25 protein-coding genes are annotated in these 22409 nt (G+C 71.3%); 14 read left to right on the top strand and 11 right to left on the bottom strand.

Annotation, left to right across the window (positions count from 1 at the left end; genetic code table 11):
* Positions 1 to 10: 10 nt before the first annotated feature.
* Positions 11 to 439, bottom strand: a complete 429-nt coding sequence (locus JOM49_RS36100) for a nitroreductase/quinone reductase family protein (protein WP_209668616.1) — start codon at positions 437 to 439, stop codon at positions 11 to 13.
* A 346-nt stretch (positions 440 to 785) separates the two neighbouring features.
* Here JOM49_RS36100 and JOM49_RS36095 point away from each other — a divergent pair, with 346 nt between their 5' ends.
* Positions 786 to 1682 (top strand): acyl-CoA desaturase, encoded by an 897-nt coding sequence (locus JOM49_RS36095; RefSeq protein ID WP_209672014.1) that lies wholly within the window; start codon positions 786 to 788, stop codon positions 1680 to 1682.
* On the opposite strand, the gene JOM49_RS36090 is transcribed toward JOM49_RS36095, so the two are convergent.
* Positions 1668 to 2540, bottom strand: a complete 873-nt coding sequence (locus JOM49_RS36090; protein ID WP_209668615.1) for an alpha/beta fold hydrolase — start codon at positions 2538 to 2540, stop codon at positions 1668 to 1670. The genes JOM49_RS36095 and JOM49_RS36090 overlap by 15 nt on opposite strands.
* A gap of 72 nt (positions 2541 to 2612) precedes the next feature.
* Here JOM49_RS36090 and JOM49_RS36085 point away from each other — a divergent pair, with 72 nt between their 5' ends.
* Both JOM49_RS36085 and JOM49_RS36080 read left to right on the top strand, forming a co-directional pair.
* Positions 2613 to 5618 (top strand): ATP-binding protein, encoded by a 3006-nt coding sequence (locus tag JOM49_RS36085; RefSeq protein ID WP_308158992.1) that lies wholly within the window; start codon positions 2613 to 2615, stop codon positions 5616 to 5618.
* Positions 5619 to 5710: 92 nt separating this feature from the next.
* Positions 5711 to 6445, top strand: a complete 735-nt coding sequence (locus tag JOM49_RS36080) for a hypothetical protein (RefSeq protein ID WP_209668614.1) — start codon at positions 5711 to 5713, stop codon at positions 6443 to 6445.
* 7 nt (positions 6446 to 6452) lie between these two features.
* Here the strand turns inward: JOM49_RS36080 and JOM49_RS36075 are convergent, their stop codons facing one another.
* The gene (locus JOM49_RS36075) at positions 6453 to 7310 is read right to left on the bottom strand and encodes a LysR family transcriptional regulator (RefSeq protein ID WP_209668613.1); all 858 of its coding nucleotides are present in this window, start codon (positions 7308 to 7310) and stop codon (positions 6453 to 6455) included.
* A gap of 87 nt (positions 7311 to 7397) precedes the next feature.
* On the opposite strand from JOM49_RS36075, the gene JOM49_RS36070 reads away from it, so the two are divergent.
* A complete protein-coding gene (locus JOM49_RS36070; RefSeq protein WP_209668612.1) occupies positions 7398 to 8276 on the top strand; it encodes a TIGR03564 family F420-dependent LLM class oxidoreductase in 879 nt (292 codons plus the stop codon).
* A 106-nt stretch (positions 8277 to 8382) separates the two neighbouring features.
* On the top strand, positions 8383 to 8694 hold the full coding sequence (locus tag JOM49_RS36065; RefSeq protein WP_209668611.1) for a hypothetical protein: 312 nt from the start codon (positions 8383 to 8385) through the stop codon (positions 8692 to 8694).
* Between the two features lie 32 nt (positions 8695 to 8726).
* Here the strand turns inward: JOM49_RS36065 and JOM49_RS36060 are convergent, their stop codons facing one another.
* The 5 genes from JOM49_RS36060 to JOM49_RS36040 form a co-directional block, all read right to left on the bottom strand.
* Positions 8727 to 8882, bottom strand: coding sequence for a DUF6131 family protein (locus tag JOM49_RS36060; protein ID WP_194240158.1), 156 nt, complete (start codon positions 8880 to 8882; stop codon positions 8727 to 8729).
* A 193-nt stretch (positions 8883 to 9075) separates the two neighbouring features.
* Positions 9076 to 9555 (bottom strand): cupin domain-containing protein, encoded by a 480-nt coding sequence (locus JOM49_RS36055; RefSeq protein ID WP_209668610.1) that lies wholly within the window; start codon positions 9553 to 9555, stop codon positions 9076 to 9078.
* An 18-nt stretch (positions 9556 to 9573) separates the two neighbouring features.
* Positions 9574 to 9999: an ATP-binding protein gene (locus tag JOM49_RS36050; protein ID WP_209668609.1), complete on the bottom strand. Its 426-nt coding sequence runs from the start codon at positions 9997 to 9999 to the stop codon at positions 9574 to 9576.
* Positions 9986 to 10879, bottom strand: a complete 894-nt coding sequence (locus JOM49_RS36045) for an STAS domain-containing protein (RefSeq protein ID WP_438801137.1) — start codon at positions 10877 to 10879, stop codon at positions 9986 to 9988. The genes JOM49_RS36050 and JOM49_RS36045 overlap by 14 nt, the downstream gene beginning before the upstream one ends.
* Before the next feature lie 99 nt (positions 10880 to 10978).
* The gene (locus tag JOM49_RS36040) at positions 10979 to 11461 is read right to left on the bottom strand and encodes a MarR family winged helix-turn-helix transcriptional regulator (RefSeq protein ID WP_282771718.1); all 483 of its coding nucleotides are present in this window, start codon (positions 11459 to 11461) and stop codon (positions 10979 to 10981) included.
* 101 nt (positions 11462 to 11562) lie between these two features.
* Here JOM49_RS36040 and JOM49_RS36035 point away from each other — a divergent pair, with 101 nt between their 5' ends.
* The 5 genes from JOM49_RS36035 to JOM49_RS36015 all read left to right on the top strand — a co-directional run bounded on the left by JOM49_RS36035 (position 11563) and on the right by JOM49_RS36015 (position 16098).
* Positions 11563 to 12699: a PP2C family protein-serine/threonine phosphatase gene (locus JOM49_RS36035; protein ID WP_308158991.1), complete on the top strand. Its 1137-nt coding sequence runs from the start codon at positions 11563 to 11565 to the stop codon at positions 12697 to 12699.
* Between the two features lie 74 nt (positions 12700 to 12773).
* A complete protein-coding gene (locus tag JOM49_RS36030) occupies positions 12774 to 13223 on the top strand; it encodes a hypothetical protein (protein ID WP_209668605.1) in 450 nt (149 codons plus the stop codon).
* A gap of 192 nt (positions 13224 to 13415) precedes the next feature.
* Entirely contained in the window at positions 13416 to 14630 is a 1215-nt protein-coding gene (locus tag JOM49_RS36025) for an acetyl-CoA C-acetyltransferase (RefSeq protein ID WP_209668604.1), read from the top strand.
* A 61-nt stretch (positions 14631 to 14691) separates the two neighbouring features.
* Positions 14692 to 15714 (top strand): nucleoside hydrolase, encoded by a 1023-nt coding sequence (locus JOM49_RS36020; RefSeq protein WP_209668603.1) that lies wholly within the window; start codon positions 14692 to 14694, stop codon positions 15712 to 15714.
* Positions 15715 to 15735: 21 nt separating this feature from the next.
* Positions 15736 to 16098, top strand: a complete 363-nt coding sequence (locus tag JOM49_RS36015) for an RNA-binding S4 domain-containing protein (protein ID WP_209668602.1) — start codon at positions 15736 to 15738, stop codon at positions 16096 to 16098.
* A gap of 582 nt (positions 16099 to 16680) precedes the next feature.
* Here JOM49_RS36015 and JOM49_RS36010 read toward each other — a convergent pair.
* Entirely contained in the window at positions 16681 to 17004 is a 324-nt protein-coding gene (locus JOM49_RS36010; RefSeq protein ID WP_209668601.1) for a hypothetical protein, read from the bottom strand.
* A 256-nt stretch (positions 17005 to 17260) separates the two neighbouring features.
* Between JOM49_RS36010 and JOM49_RS36005 the strand changes: the two genes are divergently transcribed.
* The 4 genes from JOM49_RS36005 (at position 17261) to JOM49_RS35990 (ending at position 20290) form a co-directional block, all read left to right on the top strand.
* Positions 17261 to 17398: a hypothetical protein gene (locus JOM49_RS36005; protein WP_209668600.1), complete on the top strand. Its 138-nt coding sequence runs from the start codon at positions 17261 to 17263 to the stop codon at positions 17396 to 17398.
* 315 nt (positions 17399 to 17713) lie between these two features.
* On the top strand, positions 17714 to 18088 hold the full coding sequence (locus JOM49_RS36000; protein WP_209668599.1) for an STAS domain-containing protein: 375 nt from the start codon (positions 17714 to 17716) through the stop codon (positions 18086 to 18088).
* Positions 18089 to 18146: 58 nt separating this feature from the next.
* A complete protein-coding gene (locus tag JOM49_RS35995) occupies positions 18147 to 19100 on the top strand; it encodes a glucosyl-3-phosphoglycerate synthase (protein ID WP_209668598.1) in 954 nt (317 codons plus the stop codon).
* Complete coding sequence (locus tag JOM49_RS35990; RefSeq protein ID WP_209668597.1) at positions 19097 to 20290, top strand: glycosyltransferase; 1194 nt, start codon at positions 19097 to 19099, stop codon at positions 20288 to 20290. The genes JOM49_RS35995 and JOM49_RS35990 overlap by 4 nt, the downstream gene beginning before the upstream one ends.
* On the opposite strand, the gene JOM49_RS35985 is transcribed toward JOM49_RS35990, so the two are convergent.
* Both JOM49_RS35985 and JOM49_RS35980 read right to left on the bottom strand, forming a co-directional pair.
* Entirely contained in the window at positions 20268 to 21374 is a 1107-nt protein-coding gene (locus JOM49_RS35985) for a zinc-dependent alcohol dehydrogenase (protein ID WP_209668596.1), read from the bottom strand. The two genes, JOM49_RS35990 and JOM49_RS35985, sit on opposite strands and share 23 nt — an antisense overlap.
* A complete protein-coding gene (locus JOM49_RS35980) occupies positions 21364 to 22347 on the bottom strand; it encodes a Gfo/Idh/MocA family protein (protein WP_209668595.1) in 984 nt (327 codons plus the stop codon). Before JOM49_RS35980 ends, JOM49_RS35985 begins: the two co-directional genes overlap by 11 nt.
* Between the last annotated feature and the right edge of the window lie 62 nt (positions 22348 to 22409).

Genomic DNA, 22409 nt, shown 5'->3' with positions numbered 1-22409 from the left:
GCCGCCGGGACTACCGCGGTTCCAGCAGCACCAACGGGATCTCCCGCGAGGTCTTGTCCTGGTAGGCGCGGTAGTTCCGGAAGTCGGCGGTGATCCGCGGCCACAGCTCGCCGCGTTCCTCGGCGGTGGCGATCCTGGCCTTCATCGGCTGGGCGGGCGCGCCCTTCAGCGCCACCTCGACCTCGGGGTTGTCCCGCAGGTTCAGAAACCACGCGGGGTGGTGGTCGTCGCCACCGCGGGAAGCGACCACCACGAGGGTTTCCTTCTCCCGCACGGGAGCGGTGAGTATCACCGTCCGCTTCTGCCCGGATTTGCGGCCGACCGTGGTCAGTTCCAGCACCGGCATGCCCGCGACCCGCCAGCCCGCTCGCCCGCCGGTGGCCTTCATCAGGCCCCGGTGGACCCCGTTCATCAGCTTCAGCACGACGTCATGTGGCATGCCTGCGACCCTAGCCACATTGCCGGTAGCCCGCCTCGCGGATCGGGCCGTGTTATCGTGGAGGCAGCCGCATTCGCAGAGCGCTTCCCGATTCGCCTGGCAAACTGGCCGGCCCGGAAGCCCCGCGGCTCATTCGAAGGAGTTTCACCGTCAACACCATCACGGCGGGCAATCCGCTGTTCAGCCATCCCCTCGCCGACCAGGAAACCGACGGCTTCGCCGCGGACACCCCCGGCGCCGCCTACGAAAACCTGTTCCGCGAGCCCGGGCGCCCCGTCGAGGGCGAACTGCCCCGGCAGCGGCGCACTTCGTGACCGCGACCCTCGAGCGGCCGCGGGCCGAACCCATGCTCGACGGCGAGCAGAGCGGGACCGAGAACTTCCTGGTCAAGCTCTTCGCCGTGGTGCCGCTGCTGGCGCTGGCCGCGGCGGTGCCGATCGCCTGGGGCTGGGGCCTCGGCTGGACCGATCTCGGCCTCGCCCTGGGCTTCTACCTGCTCACCGGGCTCGGCGTGACCATCGGCTTCCACCGGTACTTCACCCACGGCGCGTTCAAGGCCAACCGCGGCCTGCGGATCGCGCTCGCGGTGGCGGGCAGCATGGCGATGCAGGGCCCGGTCATCGGCTGGGTGGCCGACCACCGCAGGCACCACGCCTACGCCGACCGCGAGGGCGACCCGCACTCACCGTGGCGCTACGGCACCTCGGCCGGTGCGCTGGCCAAGGGGTTCTGGCACGCCCACATGGGCTGGTTGTTCGACCGCGAGAAGACCAACGCGAAGCGGTTCGCGCCGGATCTGCTCGACGACGCCGACCTCGCCAGGATCGATCGCCTGTTCCCGGTGCTGACCGTGGCCACCCTGCTCACCCCCGCCCTGCTCGGCGGCCTGCTCACCCTGTCGTGGACGGGTGCGCTGACCGCGTTCTTCTGGGCCGGTCTGGTCCGGGTCGCGGTGCTGCACCACGTCACCTGGTCGGTCAACTCGCTGTGCCACCTGATCGGTGACCGGCCGTTCGCCGCGCGGGACAAGTCGGCGAACTTCTGGCCGCTGGCGCTCGCCTCGATGGGCGAGTCCTGGCACAACTCCCACCACGCCGACCCCACCGGCGCCCGGCACGGCGTCCGGCGCGGTCAGCTGGACATCTCCGCCCGGGTGATCTGGGTGTTCGAGAAGCTGGGCTGGGCCACCGACGTGCGCTGGCCCCGGCCCGAGCGCCTCGCCCGCAAACTAGCGCGCCAGTAGCTCCCGCAGCTCCTTGACCACGGTCGCGGGATCCTCCTCGGCCATGAAGTGCCCGCTCGTGACCGTCCGGTGCTCGAGGTCCGGCGCCCACGCCCGCCAGCGGGCCGCGGCGTCGAAACCGAGCGCGGCACCCCAGTCCTGCTGGAGCACGGTCACCGGCATCCGCAGCCGCCGCCCGGCCCGCCGATCGGCCTCGTCGTGTTCGACGTCGATGGTGGCCGAGGCGCGGTAGTCGGCGACGATCGACGGCACCGCCTCCCGGCTCGCCTTCAGGTAGACCGCGCGGACCTCCGGCGGGATGGCCGCCGGGTCGTTCGCCCACAGGTCGAGGAAGTGGCCGAAGAAGGCGTCCGCCGAATTGCCGATCAGCTGCTCGGCCAGGCCCGGCGGCTGCGCCATCAGGTACAGGTGGAAGCCGACCGCGGCCGAGGTGCCGTGCATGACCTCCCACATGTCCAGCGTGGGCAGCACGTCCAGCGACGCCAGGTGGGTGATCGCCTCGGGGTGGTCGAGCCCGGCGCGGACGGCCACCAGCGCACCCCGGTCGTGCCCGGCCAGCGCGAACCGCTCGTGCCCCAGCTCGCGGGCCAGCGCCACCACGTCGGCTGCCATCGTGCGCTTGGCGTAGACGGCCGGGTCCGCGGTGCCGTCCGGCTTGTCGCTGTCGCCGTATCCGCGCAGGTCAGGGCAGATGACCGTGTGGTCGGCGGCGAGGTCGGCGGCCACGTGCCGCCACATCAGGTGGGTCTGCGGGAAGCCGTGCAGCAGCACGATCGGGTCGCCGGAGCCGCCGATCGCGGTGTGGAGCGCCACGCCGTCGGCGACGGGGACGCGTCGTTCGGTGAAGGAAGGGATCATGCCCCCGATCGTGGGCGCCCCCGATCAGCAGCCGATCAGCGCCGGATCACCACGGGCGGTTAGGTTGGGGTCGTGGTGGGGTTCCGGGTGCTGGGCCCGCTGACGGCGGAGACCGCGGCCGGTCCGGTCAACCTGAAGGGCCCGCGGCACCAGGCCGTGCTGGCGCGGCTGCTGATCGCGAAGGGCCGGGTCGTGCCGGTGACCTGGCTGATCGGCGACCTCTGGGAGGGCGATCCGCCGGACGGCGCGCTCGGCGCGGTGCAGACCTTCGTCGGCGCGCTGCGCAAGGCACTGGAGCCGGACCGCCCACCGCGCACCCCGTCCCGGCTGCTGGTCACCGTGCCGCCCGGCTACGCCCTGCGAGCCGAGCCCGACGCCGTGGACGCGTGGCGTTTCGAGGCCGCGGTCGCCGAATCCGCCCGGCTGCTCGCCGGTGGGCAGGCCGAGAAGGCGCGTGTCCTGCTCGAAGACGCGCTCGCGCTCTGGCGCGGGCCCGCGTACGCGGAGTTCGCCGAACTGGACTGGGCGCGTGCCGAGGCCGACCGGCTCACCGAACTGCGGTTGCTCGCCGTCGAACGCCGTGCCGAAGCGGCGACCGCCTCCGGCCAGGCCGCCGAATCGGTACCCGACCTGCGGGCACACGTCGCCGAACACCCGTTGCGCGAGGACGGCTGGCGGCTGCTCGCGCTGGCGCTCTACCGGACCGGACGCCAGGGCGACGCGCTGACCACACTGCGCCGCGCCCGTGAAGTGCTGCGGACCGAACTCGGCGTGGACCCCGGCGCGGAACTGCGGCAGCTGGAAGCGGACATCCTCGCCCAGGAACCACGCCTGAGCGATCCGGCGCCCACGCCCGTCGACGAGCCGTTCGTCGGCCGGGAAAGCGAACTGGCTGACCTGGTGCAGACCGCGGTGGCCACCGCGTCGGCGGGACGGCCGGGGCTCGTGCTGCTCGGGGGCGCGGCCGGGGCGGGCAAGACCGCGCTGGCCAGGGCACTGACCCGCAGGCTCGCCGCGATGGGCTGGACCACGGCGTGGGGCGCCAGCCCCGACCTGCCGTCCGTGCCCGGTGAGGACCTCGCCGTGGCGCGGTTCCGCCGCCAGCGCGCGATGGGGGAGTACCTGGCGAAGCTCGGTGGCCGCGGCCCGGCCCTGCTGGTCTTCGACGATCTGCACTGGGCCGACGAGGAGACGCTCGCCCTGCTCACCGGGCTGGCCACCGATCCGGGTGCCGGGCCGGTGCTGCTCGTCGGCACCTACCGGTCGACCGAGATCTCCGCGGAGCTGGCCGGTGCGCTGGGGCGCGCGGCCCGTGCCGAACCGGTCCGGCTCTACCTCGGCGGGTTGAGCGAAGCGCAGGTCGCGGACCTGGTGCGGGCGGTCAGCCATCGCGAACCGACGGCCGAAGGCCTGCGGGTCATCCACCGGCGCAGCGCCGGGAACCCGTTCTTCGTCCGCGAACTCGCCCGGCTCTGGGAGGCCGAGGGAAGTCTGCACGCGGTTCCGGCCGGGGTCCGCGATGTCATCCGGCATCGGCTGTCCGGGCTGCCCGACACGACGCACCTGCGTCAGGCCGCGGTGCTCGGCGAAGAGGTCGACCTCGAGGTGCTGATCGCCTTGGCCGGGGACGAGGACGCCGTGCTGGCGTCGGTCGAGTCGGGGCTGCTCGCCGGGTTCCTGGTCGAACAGGACGCCGACCGGGTGCGTTTCGAGCACGCGCTGGTGCGGGAGACGCTCTACGAGGACATCGCGCGGGCACGGCGGGCACGCTGGCACGCCGCCGCGGCCGAGATCATCGAACAACGCCGGCCCGAGGACGTGGCCGCGATCGCGCACCACTTCCTGCGCGCGGACAGCGCGGCCACGGCCGAACGCGCCGCGCACTACGCGCGTGCCGCGGCCGAACTCGCCGAACGCCGCTCGGCACCGCACGAAGCGGCTCGGCTGTGGCGGGAGGTCGTCGCGCGTTCCGAGGGCCGGGCCCGGCTGGAAGCGACGATGGGCTTGGTGCGGGCGCTGGCGGTGACCGGGGATTTGGCTCAGGCGCGGCGGTTGCGCGCGGAAGCGGTCACCGCGGCGATGGGGGATCCGCTGCTGGCCGCCCGGGTGATCGGCTCGTTCGACGTACCCGCGATCTGGACGGCGAACGACGACGAAGCGCACTCGGCAGAACTCGTGGTGGCCGCGGAACGCGTGCTGGCGGAACTGCCCGACGGCCATCCGGTCTCGCGTGCGCGCCTGCTGATCACCATCGCGATGGAGCGACGCGCGGACACCGGCGGCCGGGGCGGCGAGGCGGCTGCGGAAGCCGTGCGAATCGCCCGCGCGCAGGGGGATCCCGCACTGCTTGCCTTGGCGCTCAACGGACTTTTCCTGCAAACCTTCCACCGCGCGGGGCTCGCTCCGGAACGGGCGCGGATCGGCGCGGAACTGGTCGACCTGAGCGCGCGGCACGGCCTGGTCACGTTCGAGGTGCTGGGCCACCTGATCCAGCTCCAGGCACACGCCGCACTGGCCGACCTGGCCACCGCCGACGACCACGCCGCCGCGGCCGATGCTTTGGCGGAGCGGTATGAACTGCCTTTGGTCGGCGTGTTCACCGAGTGGTACGCCGCGCTCCGGCTCGCCATCACCGGGCACGTCACGGAAGCCCGCTCCGCCTACCGCGCCGCCGCCTCGAAGCTCACCGGCACCGGGATGTCCGGCCTGGAACGGGGAATCCTCCCGCTGGCCCTGCTCGGCCTGGACCCCGACACCCCGTTCGGCGCGGACTGGGGCCCGTACGAACCCTGGGCACGGCCGCGCGGACAGTCCATTCCGGACTCACCGCGGGACCTCCTGTTCGAAGCCCGGACCTGCCTGCACGCCCGCTTCGCCATCCAGAGTGGACAGACAGCGGTGATGGAACACCTGTACGCCGAACTACTGCCCGCCGCCGGTGAACTCGCCGGCGCGGGAAGCGGCCTGCTCACCTTCGGCCCAGTCGCCCGATACCTGGGCGACCTGGCCACGGCACTGAACCGCCCGGCCGAGGCCGCCACGCACTACCGCCAAGCCGAGTCCCTACGCCGTTCGTGACACTATTTCGATTCACCGACCGCCGATCGCGCGCTGTAACAGTTCATCTGCGGCTGCGGACTTACCAGGAAATGAGGGCAGGAGGCGAGTCGGTGATCAAATCGCGTGCCAAGACCGAAAAGTGGGAGGAGCTCACGCTCTGCTTGTTCCTGCTCGCCTGCTTTCTGCTGGCCCTCTTCAAGGATCTGTTTCCGGAGCTCCAGGAAAGATTGTCGGGAGCGCTCTTCGTGGCGATCTTCTTCGTGCTCAAGCAGATTCGGGACCTGCGGATCGAGGTGCAGGACGAAGGGCTGGCGGAGGTCTTCTTCGCCACCGGTGAGGAGTTCTACAGCTCTGCGAGGGAAGCCGTGCGCAAGGCGGAGCGCGAGATCAGGGTGAGCTACTTCCGTCAGGTGCCGCCGGCGAAGTTCGCCAGCGTCCAGTCGCGGGAGTACTTCGGTGAAGTGTTCAACTTCGCCCGCCGCAAGAAGGGTACTGTCCGCCGCATCGTCGGGGTATCGAATGACGCGATGGCGGAGTGGTGCGTCAGCCAGTTGGAGCAGGTGGTCCGAAATCCTCGGTACAACATCAGGGTGATCGAGACGCGGAACCAGCCGGTGGAACCGATGAGCGTGTGCCTCATCGACGACACCATCATGTACATGGCTTTTTCGGGGCCGACGGATCAGCAACTCGGCGGTATCCGCGAAGACGCGCCCCGGCTCGTGCAGTTCCACCAGAACCGCTTCGACCAACTTTGGGCGAGCAGCACGAAACTGGAGGAGTTCGCGGTGACGTGGAAAGCCCGGCGAGAAGGCGAGAACTCCGCCGGCAGGACAAAGGTGTGACAGCACCTCAGACGGGAGCGTCCTTGAAGGCGGTGATGATGGCGTGGGCGCATTGGCTCGGCAGGTAGTCGTGCGGGGTGAGGATGTTGCCGGTGATGGTGATGGGCGGGTTCAGCGGGAGGGACCGCACGCGCGTCGAGCCGATCGTGGTGATTTCGCCGACGGGCATCAGTGCCCAGCTCCGCGGGTCCGCGCCGACTTCGACGATGGTGTCCTGGGCGGTGCCGGCCGGGCGGCCGAAGCGGGCGCGGCTGGCGCCCAGTGCGCTGGTGACGGCCTCGTGCAGTGGGGGATCCGAGGGTGCCCTCAGTACGTGATCGGCCAGTTCGGCCACGGTGACGCTGTCGCGCCCGGCAGCCGGGTGCCGGGCGGAAACCACCGCGTGCAGCGGTTCCGTCCACACCGGCAGCACGTGCAACCCCGGCGCCGAGACCGGGCCGCGCACCAGTGCCAGGTCCAGTTCACCCCGGCGCAGGGCGTTGACGCGTTCGATCACCGGCAGGTCCACCAGCACCAGCTCGAACGTCGGGTTCAGCTCGCGCAGCGCTTCGATGCCGCGTTCGAGGCGGGCGGTGAGGCCCGTCGCCGTGCCGATCCGGACGACGGAACCCGGTTCGTGCACCACGGTTCGCACGCGTTCGGCCGCCGCGAGGGTTTCCTGCGCGGCGGCGAGCACGCGGCGCCCGGACTCGGTCAACCGGACCGTGCGCGAGGTGCGGGTCAGCAACCGCGTGCCCAGTTCCCGCTCGAGCCGGGCGATCTGCTGGCTGACCGCGGGCTGCACGATGTTCAGCCGCTCCGCCGCCCGCCCGAAGTGCAGTTCCTCGGCGACGGTGACGAAGTACCGCAGCGCCCGCAGCTCCATCCGCCCCTCCGATCGATCACCCCATGTTATCGCTGCACGGGCGAACTGGATCTCGCTCCACCACGCGGACCGCGCTGGACTGGGGGCATGCGGATCGGACAACACATCCTCACCTCCGGCGCGACCACCGCCGCCGAATTCGGCGCGAACGCGGCCGAGGCGAAAGCCCGCGGCTACGACAGCGGCTGGACCAACCAGCAGCCCGGCAGCTGGGACCCCCTCGCCGTGCTCGCCGCGATGCCGGACTCCCCACCGGAACTGGGCACCGCGGTCGTGCCGACCTACCCGCGCCACCCGGTGGTGATGGCCACCGAGGCGCTGACCGCGCAGGCGCTCACCGGTGGCAAGCTGACCCTCGGCATCGGCCCGAGCCACGAATGGGTGGTGACCGAGCAGCTCGGCCTGCCCTACGAGTCGCCGGCGCGCCACACCCGCGAGTACCTGGAAGTGCTGCGCCCGCTGCTGCGCGGGGAGCACGTCAAGTACGCCGGGCGGTTTTTCACCGTCGACACCCAGCTGACGATCAGCGCGCCCGAACCGCCGGTGCTGATCTCCGCGCTCGGGCCGCGCATGCTCGACGTCGCCCGCGAACTGGCCGACGGCACCATCGCGTTGTGGGTCCAGCCCGCTCTCGTCGCCGACTACCTGGTGCCGCGGCTCGGGGAGGACGCGCGGGTGGTGGTGGGGGTGACCGTCTCGATCACCACGGATGCCGACGGCGTGCGCGAGAACTCGGCCCGCGAGCTCGCCATCATCAACGAGCTGCCCGCCTACCGCGCGATCCTCGACCGCGGCGGGCTGTCCGGCCCGGCCGACACGGTCATCGCCGGGACCGAAGAGGAAGTGGCAGCCGAACTGCGGCGGTTCGCCGACGCGGGTGCCACCGACCTGATCGTCAACGCCGTGGGCAATCCGCGTGAACGGGCTCGCGCACTGGACTTCGTGCCCCGGGTGTTCGCGGGATAGCGGATCGCGACGGGGGTGTCGCGCAGACCACAGTGGACATCGAACATGTGTGCGAATCGCATGGTATGTTGCCGGGCATGGAACCGCCGACCGCCCCCGACCGGCCGTGATCGTCAGCCCGCACACCCGCTGGCGGGGTGACGACCTGCACGGCCGCGTTCCGGTGATCACCCCGGTGTGGGTGCGGCTGGACGCGCTCTACACCCGCGTACCCGGCGCGCCGGTGCACGTGGTGGAAACCGGGCTCGACCTGAGCGGGGAAGTGCCCGGCAGGCTGCACGGCTGGTTTTCCTCGGTGAAAGGGGAATGGCTGGGCGTGGTCAATTTCGAACTCGCCTACGCCGACGGCCGCCAGGACAAGCTGCAGTTGCCCGACCAGCTCGTGCCCGCATACGCGCTTCGCCCCCGCCGCACCTGAGTGCGGCGGGGGCGAAGGAAGCGGAGTCGGTCCTAGAACCAGTGGCTGCGGCCACCGACCTTGGTTCCGGCCCGCCCGAGTACCGCGAGGACCACGCCGATGATCACCAGCGCGATACCGATCGAATAAAGCACGGGAATGCTCGCGATGATACCGATGACAATCAGGATAACGCCGAGAACGATCATCTAACTGGCCTCCAGGTGGGGAAATCTGCGCCGCCCTGTGGTGGCGCGGGCAAATCCTGGGTATCCCGTTCCGCTCGCGGGTAAACCCCTCCTGATCAACTCGGCTTCGGTGAACTAAAAAGGTGTGGTGGGTTATTCACCGGAATAGCCGGCATTCTGCCGAACGGGCTAATCGGGACAGCCGAACGCAGGCTCACCCCGGCGGCTCGCCGACCTCACCGGGCGGCAGGAAGTGCACGTCGTGCTCGGCGGAGACCCGGACGGCCTCGGTCATGTCCGTGAGGTCGTGCAGCCGGTCGAACAACCGCGCCAGCCGCCCGGCCGGGCTCACCCAGAACAACGCGCGCGTCGGCGCCTCGCCGCGGTTGTAGTAGGCGTGCGGCAGGTTCCGCGGCATCCGCACGGTGTCGCCGGGGCCCGCGGTCAGCCACTCGCCGTCGAGGTAGAGGGTGAACACGCCTTCCAGGACGTAGATGTGCTCGTCCTGCGTCGGGTGCACGTGCGGGGGAACCCCGGTGCCCGGCGGATCGTAGGTCTCGAAGGCGAAACTGCTCTCGGCGGCGGACTTCATCGCGTACCGGTGCCCCAGCACGTTCCAGACCCGGCTGCCCATGCCCTCGCCGGCCAGGGTGATCCCCTTCGGCAGCGGGCCCAGCACGATCTCTTCGCTCATGCCCACATCCAAGCGCACTCAGGGCGCCCAGCGAAGGACCGTGACGGTGGTTCCGCTGCCCGGCCCGGTCTCGATGGCGAACTCGTCGACCAGGCGCCGGGCACCGCCGAGGCCGTGGCCCAGCCCGGTTCCGGTGCTGTAGCCGTCGGCCAGCGCGGCGGCCACGTCGGCGATGCCGGGGCCGTCGTCGCGGATGGTCACCCGGAGCCCGGTGCGCGCGCCGGTGACCTCCTCGATCCGGAGCGTGCCGCCACCGCCGTGGACGTAGGCGTTGCGCACCAGTTCGCTCACCGCGGTGACGATCTTCGTCTGGCCGATCAGCCCGAAGCCGGCCCGCAGCGCCGCCGCGCGGACGGCGTGCCGGGCTCCGAGCAGGTCGTGGTCGGTGCGGAACTCGTACGGCGCGAGTTCCTGGACCGGGGCGCGCCGGTCATCCGGTGGCATGGGACCTCGCCCCGGCCTGGCGAGGCGGGCCGGAGCCGGGCGGCTCCAGCAGGCGGATCGCGTCGGCCAGCGCCCCGGCGAGGGTGGCGCGGGTGGTGATCGCGGACAGGTCGATCCCGAGTCTGGTGATGGTCTGCGCGATCGGCGGCCGGATCCCGCTGAGCAGGCATTCGGCGCCCATCAGGCGCACGGCGTCCGCGGTCTGCAGCAGGTGCTGGGCCACCGCGGTGTCCACCGTGGGCACCCCGGTGATGTCGATGATCGCCACCCGCGCCTCCTGCGCCTGGATGGCTTCGAGCAGGCCGTTCATCACCACCTGGGTGCGGGTGGTGTCCAGCGTGCCGATCAGCGGGACGCCGACCACGTGGCGCCACAGCCGCAGCACCGGCGTGGACAGTTCGAGCATCTGGTCGTGCTGGGCGCGGATGATCTCCTCGCGGCCCTGCACGTAGGTGCTGAAGGTGAGCACGCCCGCCGCGTCGAGCAGGCGGTTGAGCAGGACGGCGGCGTCGTAGTGCACCTGGGCGTCGGCGCTCTGGCGCATGACCGCGGCGAGCAGCGCCTCCTTCAGCGCCAGCGTGGACATCGCGGTCGCGGTCGGTGTCGCGCCGCCGCGGGCCCGCCGCAGCGACAGGCCGACCAGCGCGTCGCGCAGCGGCGGGTGGCCGGAGACCACCTCTTCGGGGGAAAGATCGGTGCGCAGCCCGTCGGCGAGCGCGGCCAGCACGGTTTCGGCCTCGTCGCGCAGGTCCTCGCCGGTGGTGACGTCGGCGTGCCGCTGCTGCAGCGAAAGCCATTCGCCCGCCAGCCGCGGGCCGCCTTCGGCCAGGATGGCGAACAGGAAGTTCCGCACGGTCGCGGCGTCTTGAGTCACGGGCACCCTTCCCCGGGCGGCGAGGTGATCGTTATCGAACAGCGACACCCGGGCACCCGCACCACTCGGACGGCGTGCAACTGTTGTCGCATGACAAACGTTAGCCTACGGGGTGCCGTCCGCGGCTGTTCCGTGCGGCGCGCGGCCACGCGCGGCCGCCTGGAATTCCGTCAGGCCGTCGACCAACGCCGACCGCGCGGCGGGTGAGAGCTGGTCCACCACCTCCCGCAGCACCGCCACCCGGCGGCCGCGCAGGTCCCGCAGGTACTCCCGGCCGCGGGCGCTCAGGCGCAGTTCGACCTCCCGGCGGCTGGCCGCGCTGGCACCGCGTTCGACCAGGCCAACGGCCTCCAGCCGGTCGTAGAGGCGGCTGACCGAGGGCGGGGTCGAGCCCAGCATGGCGACCAGCGTGCGCAGGTTCGCGCCTTCGGCCCGCTCCAGCGCGAACATCGCCCGTAGCTGCGAGGCCGACAGCGGCGCGGTGGTCACCTCGCGGCTGTGCTCCCACAGCACGTCCAGCAACTCGGCGATCTCGGCGGCCAAGCGCGCGGCCTGATCCGGCTCGTCGGGCGGGGGCGGCCTGGTCACGCCTGTCACTGTGGCAGCCATAGAGTGAGCTGTCAGCGCAAGCCCTACCCCTTGCATCCCCTGCCCGAGGCGGGAACCCCACCTTGCACAGATCCCTCCCCGTGGAACGGGCGCTCCGCGCTTCGGCTCCCCACGAACTGATCGACACCGTCCGCAGCGCACTGGCCGAGCACTTCGGCGCGCTGACGGTCGACCTGCTGATGGCCGACTACGGGCTGACCATGCTGCAACCGGTCGCCGTGCTGCCGTACACGAGCAGACCCGTGCCGGTGCGCGGCAGCGCGCCGGGCGAGGTGTTCAGCACCCAGCGCACCACCTGCGAGCCCGCCGGCAGCGGCGTGCTCGCCCTGCTCCCGGTCACCGTGCGCGGGGACCGGCTCGGCGTGCTGAGCGTCGGGCTGGCCCAGGAGCCCGGCGAGGAGCTGCTCGGGGAGCTCGCGCAGGTCGCCGAGGCGCTGGGCCACGAGATCCTGGTCGCCGAACGCGACACCGACCTGTACCTGCAGGCGCGCCGGGCGCAGCGCCTGACGCTGGCCGCCGAGATGCAGTGGCAGCTGCTGCCCGGCCGGGCCTGCACCCGGGCCGAGTACCAGCTCGGCGCCCAGCTCGAACCCGCCTACGCGATCTTCGGCGACAACTTCGACTGGTCCACCTCGGCCGATCACCTCACGCTGACCGTGTCCAACGGCATGGGCGACGGCATCCAGGCCGCGCTGCTGACCAACCTCGCGGTCAACGCGATGCGCAACGCCCGCCGCGCCGGCATCGGGCTCGCCGACCAGGCCATGCTCGCCGACCAGGCCGTCTACGCCCAGCACCGCGGCGACTGCCACGTCGCCACGCTGCTGCTCCGCTTCGACCTGGCCACCGGGGAGGTCGACGTGGTCGACGCCGGCTCGCCGCGGCTGTGGCGCCTGCGCGACGGGGTGGCCGAGCCGATCACCTTCGACGAGCAACTGCCGCTGGGCATGTTCGAGGACACCCACTACACCGCCGAGCGGTTCCACGTGCGCCCCGGCGACCGGCTGGTCCTGGTCAGCGACGGGGTCTACGACGTGGCTTCCCCAGCGGGTGAACGCTATGGCGAACAAGCCCTCGCCCGTGCCATCGTGAACACGCGGGAGCACCCCTCCGCGCACGTCCCGCGGGAGATCCTGCGCCGGCTCGCCGGCCACCGTGATGGCGGGCAATCGGAAGACGACGCCATGATCCTCTGCCTGGACTGGCGCGGCCGCTGATCGCGGGGTTTGCTCTTCCCCTGAACGGGGTAACAAAGCGTTACCGACGTTGACCCCTAGCGGAGGTGACGTTCATGTCGATCCCGGACGGGAACGAGCTGCAGTCCTCACACTTGCTGAACGACGTCAACGACCTGTCCGGCATCCGCGCCGCGATCCGGGACCTGGTCCGGCCCTACGGCCGCGAATCGGTGATCGACACCATGCTGGTGGCGGACGAGCTGGCGGTCATCGCACTGGGGAACGGCCAGCTGCCGGGTGAGGTGCACGCGGTGATCAGCCCGTTCGCCGCGGCCGAGCCGCAGTTGCGGGTGGAGGTGCGCACCGGGCGCGGGGCGCTGCCCCCGGGCACCGCGCCGAGCCGGGAGAGCTGGAAGGTGCTCAACAGCTGCACGCTGGCGTGGGGGATCAGCCGCGACGGCGAGCGGACCACCTTCTGGGCCAACGTCCGGTTGCGCTCGGAAGATCCGGACGAGCAGGCCGCCGAAATCCACGTGCTGCGCCCTCGACGGCCGCAGTCGTGACTCAGATCACAGTCTGATTAACCCGGTTTGGTGAATCGATCACCGGGTACCAGATCCGCGGGCCGGCTGGGGCGGACCCGCGGACTTCATCGCAGGGAGGGAACGCCGGCGGCCACGGGCCGTCGGCGTTTCTGTTTCGCCGGTTCCTTGCCATGATCGGCGCGGACCGCCGAGGGAGAAGGAGCACCGCCCATGCGAGACGCCGTCATCTGCGAGCCGCTGCGCACCCCGGTCGGCGGGTTCGGGGGCTCGCTGCGGGACGTGCCGGCCCACGAACTGGCCGCCACGGTGGTCCGCGGCCTGCTGGAGCGGACCGGGCTGCCGCCGGACGCGGTGGACGACGTGCTGCTCGGGCACTGCTACCCGTCGATGGACGCACCGGCGATCGGCCGGGTCGCCGCGCTGGACGCCGGGCTGCCGGTCACCGTCACCGGGCTGCAGATCGACCGCCGCTGCGGCTCGGGCCTGCAGGCCGTGCTGTACGCGGCGATGCAGGTCCAGGCCGGGACCTCGGAGGTGGTGCTGGCCGGGGGCGCGGAATCGATGTCGAACGCGTCGTTCTATTCGACGTCGATGCGCTGGGGCGCCAAGGCCGGTGCCGGGGTGATGCTGCACGACTCGCTGGCGCGCGGCCGGGTGACCGCGGGCGGGCTCAACTTCCCGGTGCCCGGCGGCATGCTGGAAACCGCCGAGAACCTGCGGCGGCAGTACGGCATCCCGCGTGCGGAGCAGGACGAGTTCGCGGTGCGCAGCCACCAGCGCGCCGCCGCCGCGCGTGACGCGGGCCGGTTCGACGAGGAGATCGTGCCGGTCACCATCCGCGGCCGGAAGGGCGACACGGTGGTGGACACCGACGAGCACATCCGCCCGGATTCCTCGGTCGAGAAGCTGGCCGGCCTGCGCCCGATCCTCGGCCGCGACGACCCCGAGGCCACGGTCACCGCGGGCAACGCGAGCGGGCAGAACGACGGCGCCTCGATCTGCGTGGTGACGCACCCGGCGCGAGCCGCCGAACTGGGTCTCCGGCCGCTCGCGCGGCTCGTGTCGTGGGGTATCGGCGGGGTGCCGCCCGCGACCATGGGCATCGGGCCGGTCCCGGCGGTCGCCAAGGCGCTCGACGTCGCTTCGCTGCGCCTCGCCGACATGGACCTCATTGAGCTGAACGAGGCGTTCGCCGCGCAGGTGCTGGCGTGCACGCGCGAGTGGGGGCTGAGCCCGGCGGACTTCGAGCGGATCAACGTGAACGGCTCGGGCATCTCGCTGGGACACCCGGTCGGCGCCACCGGTGGGCGCATCCTGGCGACGCTGACCAGGGAGATGACCCGCCGGTCGGCGCGCTACGGACTGGAGACCATGTGCATCGGCGGTGGTCAGGGCTTGGCGGCGGTGTTCGAAACGGTGGCCTGACGGGCGAGAGGCGGTTGTAGGCTGGTGCGTCGTGGCCTGATCGGCTCCTGGGGAGACTTCGATGCGCAACGCACTGCTCGCCCTCGTCCTAGCCGCCACCGGACTGCTCGTCCCGTCCGCCCATGCTTCACCGTCTCCGGTTCCGGTGATCTACGACAGCGATCTCGACGTCGACGACGCATCGACGCTGGCGTACCTGTGCGTCCAGCACCAGGAGAAGCGGATCGACCTGCGCGCGGTCACCGTGACGCACAACGGCTTCGGCACGCCCGGCCGCGCCCGGCAGCACGCGATCAGCGTGCTGGAGCAGTGCGGGTTGCCCGGTGTGCCGGTGGCCGAAGGCTCGGACACCGGGGTGCACCCGGCGCCCGCGTCCACCGTGCGGGACATGGAGGAGGTGCTGACCGGCGCGCTCGGCGACGCCGGGCGCACCCCGCCGCCGTCGGACCGGACCGCCGCGCAGCTGATCTCGCAAACGCTTGCCCAGGCCCGGGGGAAGGTGTCGGTGCTGGTCACCGGCCCGCTGAGCAACCTCGCCAAGGCGGTGCCGCCGGGCAGCCCGCTCGCGCGCAAGGTGGCCGTGGCGCACGTGATGGGCGGGGCGGTGCACGTGCCGGGCAACCTGTTCGGGGAGGCGCTGCCGGGCTTCGACAACAGCCAGGAACTCAACATCTGGCTGGACCCGCCGTCGGCCAGGCGCGCCTTCGGCACCGTGCCGGTCCGCCTGACCCCGCTCGACGCGACGAACCACGTGCTGATCACGCAGGCCTACGTGGACCGCGTCGGCGCCGAGGGCACCACGCCGAGCGCCCGGCTGGTGCACTCGATCATGACCCAGCCGATCATGCGGGACGGGATCGCGCTGCAGTACTTCTACTGGTGGGACGCGCTGGCCGCGGTGTGGGCGTTCGACAACGACGGTGTGGTGTCGGACGTGCGGCGGACCCCGATCGTCGTGGTGCAGCAGGGCGAGCAGTCCGGCCGGACAGCGCCGTGGCCCTGGGGTGACCGGCTGACCGTCGCCTTCGACGCCGATCCGGCTCGGTTCGAGCAGGTGTTCCTCGACGGGCTGAACGGGAAGTGAGCGGTAGGGCATCATGGGGCGGTGGAGTCCACCCGAGTGGACCGCTGGCTGTGGGCGGTCCGGCTGACCAAGACCCGACCGGATGCCGCGGCGGCTTGCCGCGGTGGGCACGTGCGGGTGAACGACAAGCCCGCGAAGCCCGCCACCACCGTCTCGCCGGGTGACGAGGTACGCGCCCGCGTCGGCGACCGGACCCGCGTCGTCGAGGTGGTGCGCGTGATCCAGAAACGGGTCGGCGCGGTCGACGCCGCCACTTGCTTCATCGACCGGACTCCGGCGCCGCCGCCGGAAGCAGCCATTCCGGTGGCTCGGCGGGATCGAGGGGCTGGAAGGCCGACTAAGCGGGAACGGCGGGTTCTGGACCGGTTCCGGTCTGGGATGTGAGGGGTCTTTAGGTGGCTACCCAGCTTTTCTGAGCTGCGTCGGTATCTCGGGGCCACCCCGGTTTTTTATTGTGACTACGGCGGGGATTCCTTTGTCAAGGCGGGAAAGCGTGCCTTGACAAAGGAATCCCCGCCGTGTTCTGGGCTGTGGACCGGGATGGGGGAGGTGTGGGCGGCCACTCGGGTTGTGCTGCTCGGGTTCCGGGTTGCTGGGGTCCGGTTTGCTGGGACGGGGGCGCTGGGCTCGGTGTGCTGGGGACACGAATGTGGCTTTGGGGGCCGAATCCGCCCCCAAAGCCACATTGGTGTCGCGGGGGTGCTTCCGGCGTGCTGGTAAGCCACGGGGGCCGAGTGCGTTCCTTGGGGCGAGGGTGCTGTCGGGTCGCGTTGGGGGAGTGCGTCGGGGTGGGCGCGAACGCGAGGCTCGGCTGCGCGAACGTGAGCTTCGGCTGCCTGAGTGTGGGACTCGGGTGCGTGAGTGTGTGACTCGGCTGCCTGAGTGTGGGGTTCGGGTGCGCGAGGGTGGGGTGTCACGAATGTGGCTTTCGGGACGTGGGGCGTCTCGAAAGCCACATTCGTGACATCAGGCGGCCATGGGGTGCCATTGCAGGTGGTGGTCCCCGGCGCGGCGTAGTTCGGCTTCGGCGCCGGACAGCCATTCGATGGAGCGCCACGAGCGCACGGTGAAGCCCGCGTCGGCCAGACCGTCCACAAAGGCCTCGCCCGCCAGCTCCAGCGCGGGGTAGGGGGTGAGGTCGGTGCGGTTGGCGATACCCAGGATGGCGCCGCGCACGGCGATGGCTATCAGGTCGGCGCCATGCATCTTCCTGGCGATCGCGACGGCCTCCCGGTGGTCGATCTCCCGGTCCAGGCAGGCCGAAAGCATGGTGGTGTTCCGCGATTTCATCAGGCATCCACTCCCGTCGGCAGTCCATTCGCGACACTGCCGGCGCGCTCAGCGTAGCCCGCGGATCGAGCCGCGTCGTGGTGCGAACGGACCCGCCCGTTCGGGTTAACCCCCGTGCTGGTTCACCAACCGCGGATGCGGGCGGAAAGTTTTGCACGGGAAATGGGCCGGTGATGGCGCTCACGGCGGGTGACCGCGTTGTTAACGTCCCGGCCGTTTCCGGCGACTTACGCACCCGAGGAACGAGGAGTGCGTGATGTGGTCAGAGACCGTGGTGGACCGGCTGCTGGCGCAGTGGTGCGCGGACATCGACAGCGTGCCGGTGCCGGAACTGGTGTCACTCGAAGTGGCGTTGGCCATCGTCGACCACGCCCGGCAGCGGCGGCCTGCCTGAGCCACCGCGGCTGAGGCGCACGTCACTCCCTGTGACGGAACACCAGGAGCGCCCGGGCGTTGTACTGGGTGCCGGTCCGCGTGGTGTCCCCGGGCCTCACCCACCGCCTTCGTGGAATACCAGTTCGGCTGGAGCCACGTCGAGCCACTCGCCGAGAGGCGACCCCCGGACCGGCCCCACGACTCCCGCTTCGCCTCGGAGCTCCCCCGATCCTGGAGGCGAAGCGGGACTACTTTTTTCGCGCACCGTCCATGGTTGAACCCCTTCTGGCTGGGTATCCGGGGCCACCCCCACCGCACCCCGAAGGGAACCCCCGTGGAGTTCGCCGTCGAAATGCGCGTCCACACCGCCGGTCTCGATGATCTGCTGAAAACGGTCGTGGTCACCGGACCGGTCCTCGCGCGGACCGCGGCTTCGCTGCGCGAGGCGATCGAGGCGGCGTGGCTGGATCCGGTGCCGCGCCTGGTGTTGCTGGACCTGTCCGGCGTCACCGCACTCGATCCGGCCGGCATCCGCGAACTGCTGCGCGCCGACAGCCAGGGAGAACTGGTGGTGTGCCGGGTGTCACCACTGGTGCGGGCCGCGCTCGCGGCCACCACGGCCGCCGAACTGCTGCGCGTGCCGGAAGCCGGTGAAGTGCTCCGCAACGATCCCGCCGACAGTGCCATAACCGTCCACAGAGGATTCTGAGTTAACCAGCACGACATTTCGAGGACACTGTTCCCCCATTTTTCGGAAGGTGGTCCCCATGCTGTCGATCCCCCATTCGGAGCCCGCCAGAGCAGGCGATTGGCCGATGCGGCAACTGCGCGCCGCCAAAGGCAGTACCACGGTCAGCGTCGTGCTGCCCGCGTTCAACGAAGCAGCCACGGTCGGGGCCATCGTTTCGATGGTGCGACAGCACGAACTGGTGGACGAGGTCGTGGTGGTGGACTCGTGCTCGCACGACGCGACCGCCGAGGTCGCCGCGGCCGCCGGTGCGCGGGTGGTCCACCAGACCGACGTGCTCGGGCACCTTCCCCCGCTGACCGGCAAGGGCGAAGCGCTGTGGAAAGGGCTCTACGCCACCGAAGGCGAGCTGGTCGCGTTCATCGACGCCGACCTCGTCGGCTGCCCGCCGGAGTTCGTCACCGGCCTGCTCGGCCCGCTGCTGACCGACCCGGGAACCGCGTTCGTCAAGGGTTTCTACCGCCGTCCGCTGGTGCGCGGCGGCCACAGCGAGCCCGACGGTGGCGGCCGCGTCACCGAACTCGTGGCCCGCCCGCTGCTGAACCTGTGCTGGCCGGAGCTGTCCGGTTTCGTCCAGCCGCTGGCGGGGGAGTACGCCGGACGGCGGAGCGCGCTCGAAGCCGTGCCGTTCGTTTCCCACTACGGCGTGGACATCGCGCTGCTGATCGACCTGCTCGACGTGGTCGGCCTCGACGCGATGACGCAGGTCGACCTCGGGCAGCGCCGCCACCGCCACCAGGACCTCGAAGCGCTGGGCCGGATGTCGGCGCAGATCATGCTGACCGTCTTCGACCGCCTGGAGCGCGCCGGCCGGGGCGTGGTCCCCACGGCGCGGCCCGCCCGGCTCGACCAGTTCCGGCACCGGGCCGGGGCGCACGGCGACGTGCGCGAGGTCGTGAGCACCGAGATCAGCCTGCCGGAGAGACCGCCACTGGCGTCCCTGCGCGCCGACACCACGGGGAGCCGGGCATGAGCATCCGAGTGCTGATCAACGCCGGACCCTGGCTGCCGGTACCGCCGGACGGGTACGGCGGCATCGAGAACATCGTCGCCGCGCTGGTCCCCGAACTGCGGCGGCGCGGGGTGCACGTGGTGCTCGCCTCCATCGCCGCGAGCCCGCTGGAAACCGACGAACTCATTTCCGCCTACGACGAACCCCAGTTCGGCCAGCTGCTCCGGCCGTACAACCGCGCGATGGGCACCGGCATGACGCACATGCGCCGCGTGGTGGAGGAACTCCGCAACCGGGACGACCTCGACCTGGTGCACGACCACGTCGAGGTGGTCGGGCCCGCGATGCTGGGCTCCCTCGGCGAAGCCGGGCCGCCGGTGCTGCACACGCTGCACTGGGACCTCGCCAAGCACCCGGCCTTCTACGGCGACTTCAACGGCTACGGCCGGATCCACGTCAACGGCGTGTCCGCGTCACAGCTTTCGGGCGCACCGCCCGCCTTGCGCTCGCACAGCCTCGGCCACGTCCACTTGTCGACACCGCTGGCCGAAGGCGCCGATCGCCGGGAAACCCCGCCCAAACAGGACTACGTGGTGGTGCTCGGCCGGATCACCCCGGGCAAGGGGCAGCACGTGGCCGCCCGTCTGGCGAAGCAGATCAGCGACGACGTGGTGCTGGCCGGGCCGATCGGGCCGTTCCACACCGTGGCGGCGCTCGAGCAGGCGCTCGCCACCGACCCGGAAGCCGCCCGCAACCCCGATGTCCGCTACTGGTGCGACGAAGTGCGCCCGCACGTGGACGGGCACCGGGTGCGCTGGATCGGTTCCCTGCGTGCGACCGAGCGCGACGTGCTGCTCGCCCGGGCCCGCGCGTGTGTTTTCCCGCTGCACTGGGAAGAACCGGGCGGCACAGCCGTGGTGGAGTCACTGGCGCTGGGCACGCCGGTGATCGGCTACCGGCGCGGCTGCCTGCCCGAACTGATCGACGAGGGGAGCACCGGCTTCCTGGTCGAACCCGGCGACGAGGACGCGCTGGCCGACGCGCTGGCACGCGCGGGCGAACTCGATCCCGCGGCCTGCCGCCGTGCCGCCGCCACCCGGTTCACCCCTGGCGTCATGGCCGAGCAGTACCTGTCCCTCTACCGGACGGTGCTCGGCCTGGATTCGGTGGCACACCGCACGAACGGGCTCAGGCAGACGCTGAAAACGTGAACACGGCCTGAAGCACGTGCCGCCGCCGGTCGGCCAGATCCGCGAACAGCTCCGGTGCCTTCTCGAACGGCACCAGATCGCTGACGAGGTGTTCGCGGATCGCCGGCCCTTCGGCTCGCAGCAACGCGATGGTCTCGGCGGACAGGCGTTCGCGGTCCCAGAGGTGCGCGAGCCCGCGCGGCATCCGGCCGATCTGGGCGCAGCGCAGGCCGAGTCCGTTGTGGTGGAACTCTTCGCCGAGCCGCAGCGCGTCCGCCCCGCTCTGGTAGAAGGCGAGGTCGATGACGGTGCCCTGCGGCCGCAGCAGCCGCAGGGCCAGGCCCAGGGTGTCCGCCTGGCCCCGGCACTGGAACACCAGATCGGCGCCCCGGTCGCCGGGCCGGTGGCGCCAGCGGGTCTTCAACCGCGTGGGGGTGTCCCCATCGGACGGGTCGAGCGTGGTGAAGCCGAGGTTTTCCGCGGCCTGCCGCCGTTGCGGGGTCGGATCGACGACCACCACTTCGGCGGCGCCGTGGTGCCGGGCGAACAACGCGGTCAGCAGGCCGACCACGCCGGCACCGGTGACCGCGACGCGCATCCCGGCCACACCGTCACCGAGCGAACGGGCGCCGGTGCCGTGCAGTTCGGCCGCCGCGTGGAGCAGTCCGTTGGCACAGATGGGGCCCATGTGCGCCACGTAGATGCCGAGCAGCGGATCGAGTTCGGCCGGCAGCGGGACCACGCGTTCGGCGAGCGGGTCGGCGCGGTGATGCGACCGGTGGCCGTAGGTCATCGCCACGAGCGTGCCCTCGGCGAAGGCCGGGACGCGGCTCGCCACGATCCGGCCCACCTGCATGTAACCCCACTGCCGCACCGGGAATCCGGTGTGCGCCGGCCCGTCGCCGAACAGGCCCAGTTCGCCGTCCCAGCCGTTCTTCAGGTGCGGGTGGGTGCCCTTGACGAACGACAGCTCGGTCCCGGCGGAGAGTCCACTGTAGACCGCCTCGACGTCGAAAGTGCCTTCCTCCGGCCGATCCGGCTGCGCCATCGGCTGGAGGCTGACCTCGCCCGGCTGGTCGATCACCAGGAGTTGTTCAGACGGCATGGTTTCGCGCTCCCAGCTCCACCGGCACGCCTCTGGCCGCCGATTCGGCGACAGCGCACGCGAGCCGGTGGGTGCGCAGCGCGTCCTCGTACGGAGTGCGGATGTCGTCGCCGCGGCCCAGCACGGCGTCGACGAAGGCGCGGTCGGCGGCTCGTTTGGCCGCGTCGGGGTCGAGCAACCGCGTTTGCGGCTCGTCCCGGCCCTGTCGCAGTTGGAGTTCGCCTTCGGTCACCGAGATCGCCAGATCACCGGCGTAGACCTCCAGCCCGGCCCGGTGTTTCCAGCCGAGCAGGCAGGTCGCGGCGAGCGTGCCGATCGCGCCACCGGCGAAGCGCAGGTTCGCCACCGTGGCCCCGTCGATGTCGGCTCCCGGTACACCCGGCGGATCGGCGTCGGCGATCGCGTGCACCTCGGTCACTTCGCCGACCAGCATCCGGGCGAGGTCGAGGACGTGGATGGCCTGCTCGATGACCTGTCCGCCGGAGTGCGCGCGCTGCGCCCACCACGGCACCGGAGGCACCTTGTCGAGCCAGGCGCCCATGGCCAGCCGGACCGGCCGGTCCCGCAACGCGTGCTGGGCCAGCGCCACCCCTTGGGAATACCGCCAATGGTGGCCGACCGCGGTGATCAGCCCGGCATCGGCGATCAACCGGCCGATCCGCTCGGCCTCGTCCGCGTCCAGCCCGACCGGTTTTTCCACGAACAGCGGCAATCCGGCGGCCGCCACGGCTTCTTCCGGCGGCCCGTGGCACCAGGGCGGCACGCAAACGTACACCGCGTCCAGCCCCGAGTCGAGCAGTTCGCCCACCCCGGGGACCGAGCGGGCGCCGTGCTCCGAGGCGAATTCGGCCGCCCGATCGTGGTCGACATCGGTCACCGCGGCCACGGTCACATCGCTGAACCCCCCCAGTGTTTCCGCGTGACGCCGGGCGACTCCGCCCGCCCCGACAAAACCGATCCGGCATGCGGTCATGTCGGCTGGATACCCCTCGGACGGGTGGTGGAAACAGCATTCCGGGTGTCACCCGGTTGACC

Origin of the sequence: Amycolatopsis magusensis (assembly GCF_017875555.1) — a bacterium.
In the GTDB taxonomy this organism is placed as follows: domain Bacteria; phylum Actinomycetota; class Actinomycetes; order Mycobacteriales; family Pseudonocardiaceae; genus Amycolatopsis; species Amycolatopsis magusensis.
This window is presented reverse-complemented; position numbering and strand designations above follow the sequence as displayed.

Excerpts from the sequence above, each read along its gene's own strand:
- JOM49_RS36100 (WP_209668616.1), bottom strand. The coding sequence starts at position 439 with ATGCCACATGACGTCGTGCTGAAGCTGATGAACGGGGTCCACCGGGGC.
- JOM49_RS36095 (WP_209672014.1), top strand. The coding sequence starts at position 786 with ATGCTCGACGGCGAGCAGAGCGGGACCGAGAACTTCCTGGTCAAGCTC.
- JOM49_RS36090 (WP_209668615.1), bottom strand. The coding sequence starts at position 2,540 with ATGATCCCTTCCTTCACCGAACGACGCGTCCCCGTCGCCGACGGCGTG.
- JOM49_RS36075 (WP_209668613.1), bottom strand. The coding sequence starts at position 7,310 with ATGGAGCTGCGGGCGCTGCGGTACTTCGTCACCGTCGCCGAGGAACTG.
- JOM49_RS36070 (WP_209668612.1), top strand. The coding sequence starts at position 7,398 with ATGCGGATCGGACAACACATCCTCACCTCCGGCGCGACCACCGCCGCC.
- JOM49_RS36060 (WP_194240158.1), bottom strand. The coding sequence starts at position 8,882 with ATGATCGTTCTCGGCGTTATCCTGATTGTCATCGGTATCATCGCGAGC.
- JOM49_RS36055 (WP_209668610.1), bottom strand. The coding sequence starts at position 9,555 with ATGAGCGAAGAGATCGTGCTGGGCCCGCTGCCGAAGGGGATCACCCTG.
- JOM49_RS36050 (WP_209668609.1), bottom strand. The coding sequence starts at position 9,999 with ATGCCACCGGATGACCGGCGCGCCCCGGTCCAGGAACTCGCGCCGTAC.
- JOM49_RS36030 (WP_209668605.1), top strand. The coding sequence starts at position 12,774 with ATGTCGATCCCGGACGGGAACGAGCTGCAGTCCTCACACTTGCTGAAC.
- JOM49_RS36025 (WP_209668604.1), top strand. The coding sequence starts at position 13,416 with ATGCGAGACGCCGTCATCTGCGAGCCGCTGCGCACCCCGGTCGGCGGG.
- JOM49_RS36020 (WP_209668603.1), top strand. The coding sequence starts at position 14,692 with ATGCGCAACGCACTGCTCGCCCTCGTCCTAGCCGCCACCGGACTGCTC.
- JOM49_RS36010 (WP_209668601.1), bottom strand. The coding sequence starts at position 17,004 with ATGAAATCGCGGAACACCACCATGCTTTCGGCCTGCCTGGACCGGGAG.
- JOM49_RS36005 (WP_209668600.1), top strand. The coding sequence starts at position 17,261 with ATGTGGTCAGAGACCGTGGTGGACCGGCTGCTGGCGCAGTGGTGCGCG.
- JOM49_RS35995 (WP_209668598.1), top strand. The coding sequence starts at position 18,147 with ATGCTGTCGATCCCCCATTCGGAGCCCGCCAGAGCAGGCGATTGGCCG.
- JOM49_RS35990 (WP_209668597.1), top strand. The coding sequence starts at position 19,097 with ATGAGCATCCGAGTGCTGATCAACGCCGGACCCTGGCTGCCGGTACCG.
- JOM49_RS35985 (WP_209668596.1), bottom strand. The coding sequence starts at position 21,374 with ATGCCGTCTGAACAACTCCTGGTGATCGACCAGCCGGGCGAGGTCAGC.
- JOM49_RS35980 (WP_209668595.1), bottom strand. The coding sequence starts at position 22,347 with ATGACCGCATGCCGGATCGGTTTTGTCGGGGCGGGCGGAGTCGCCCGG.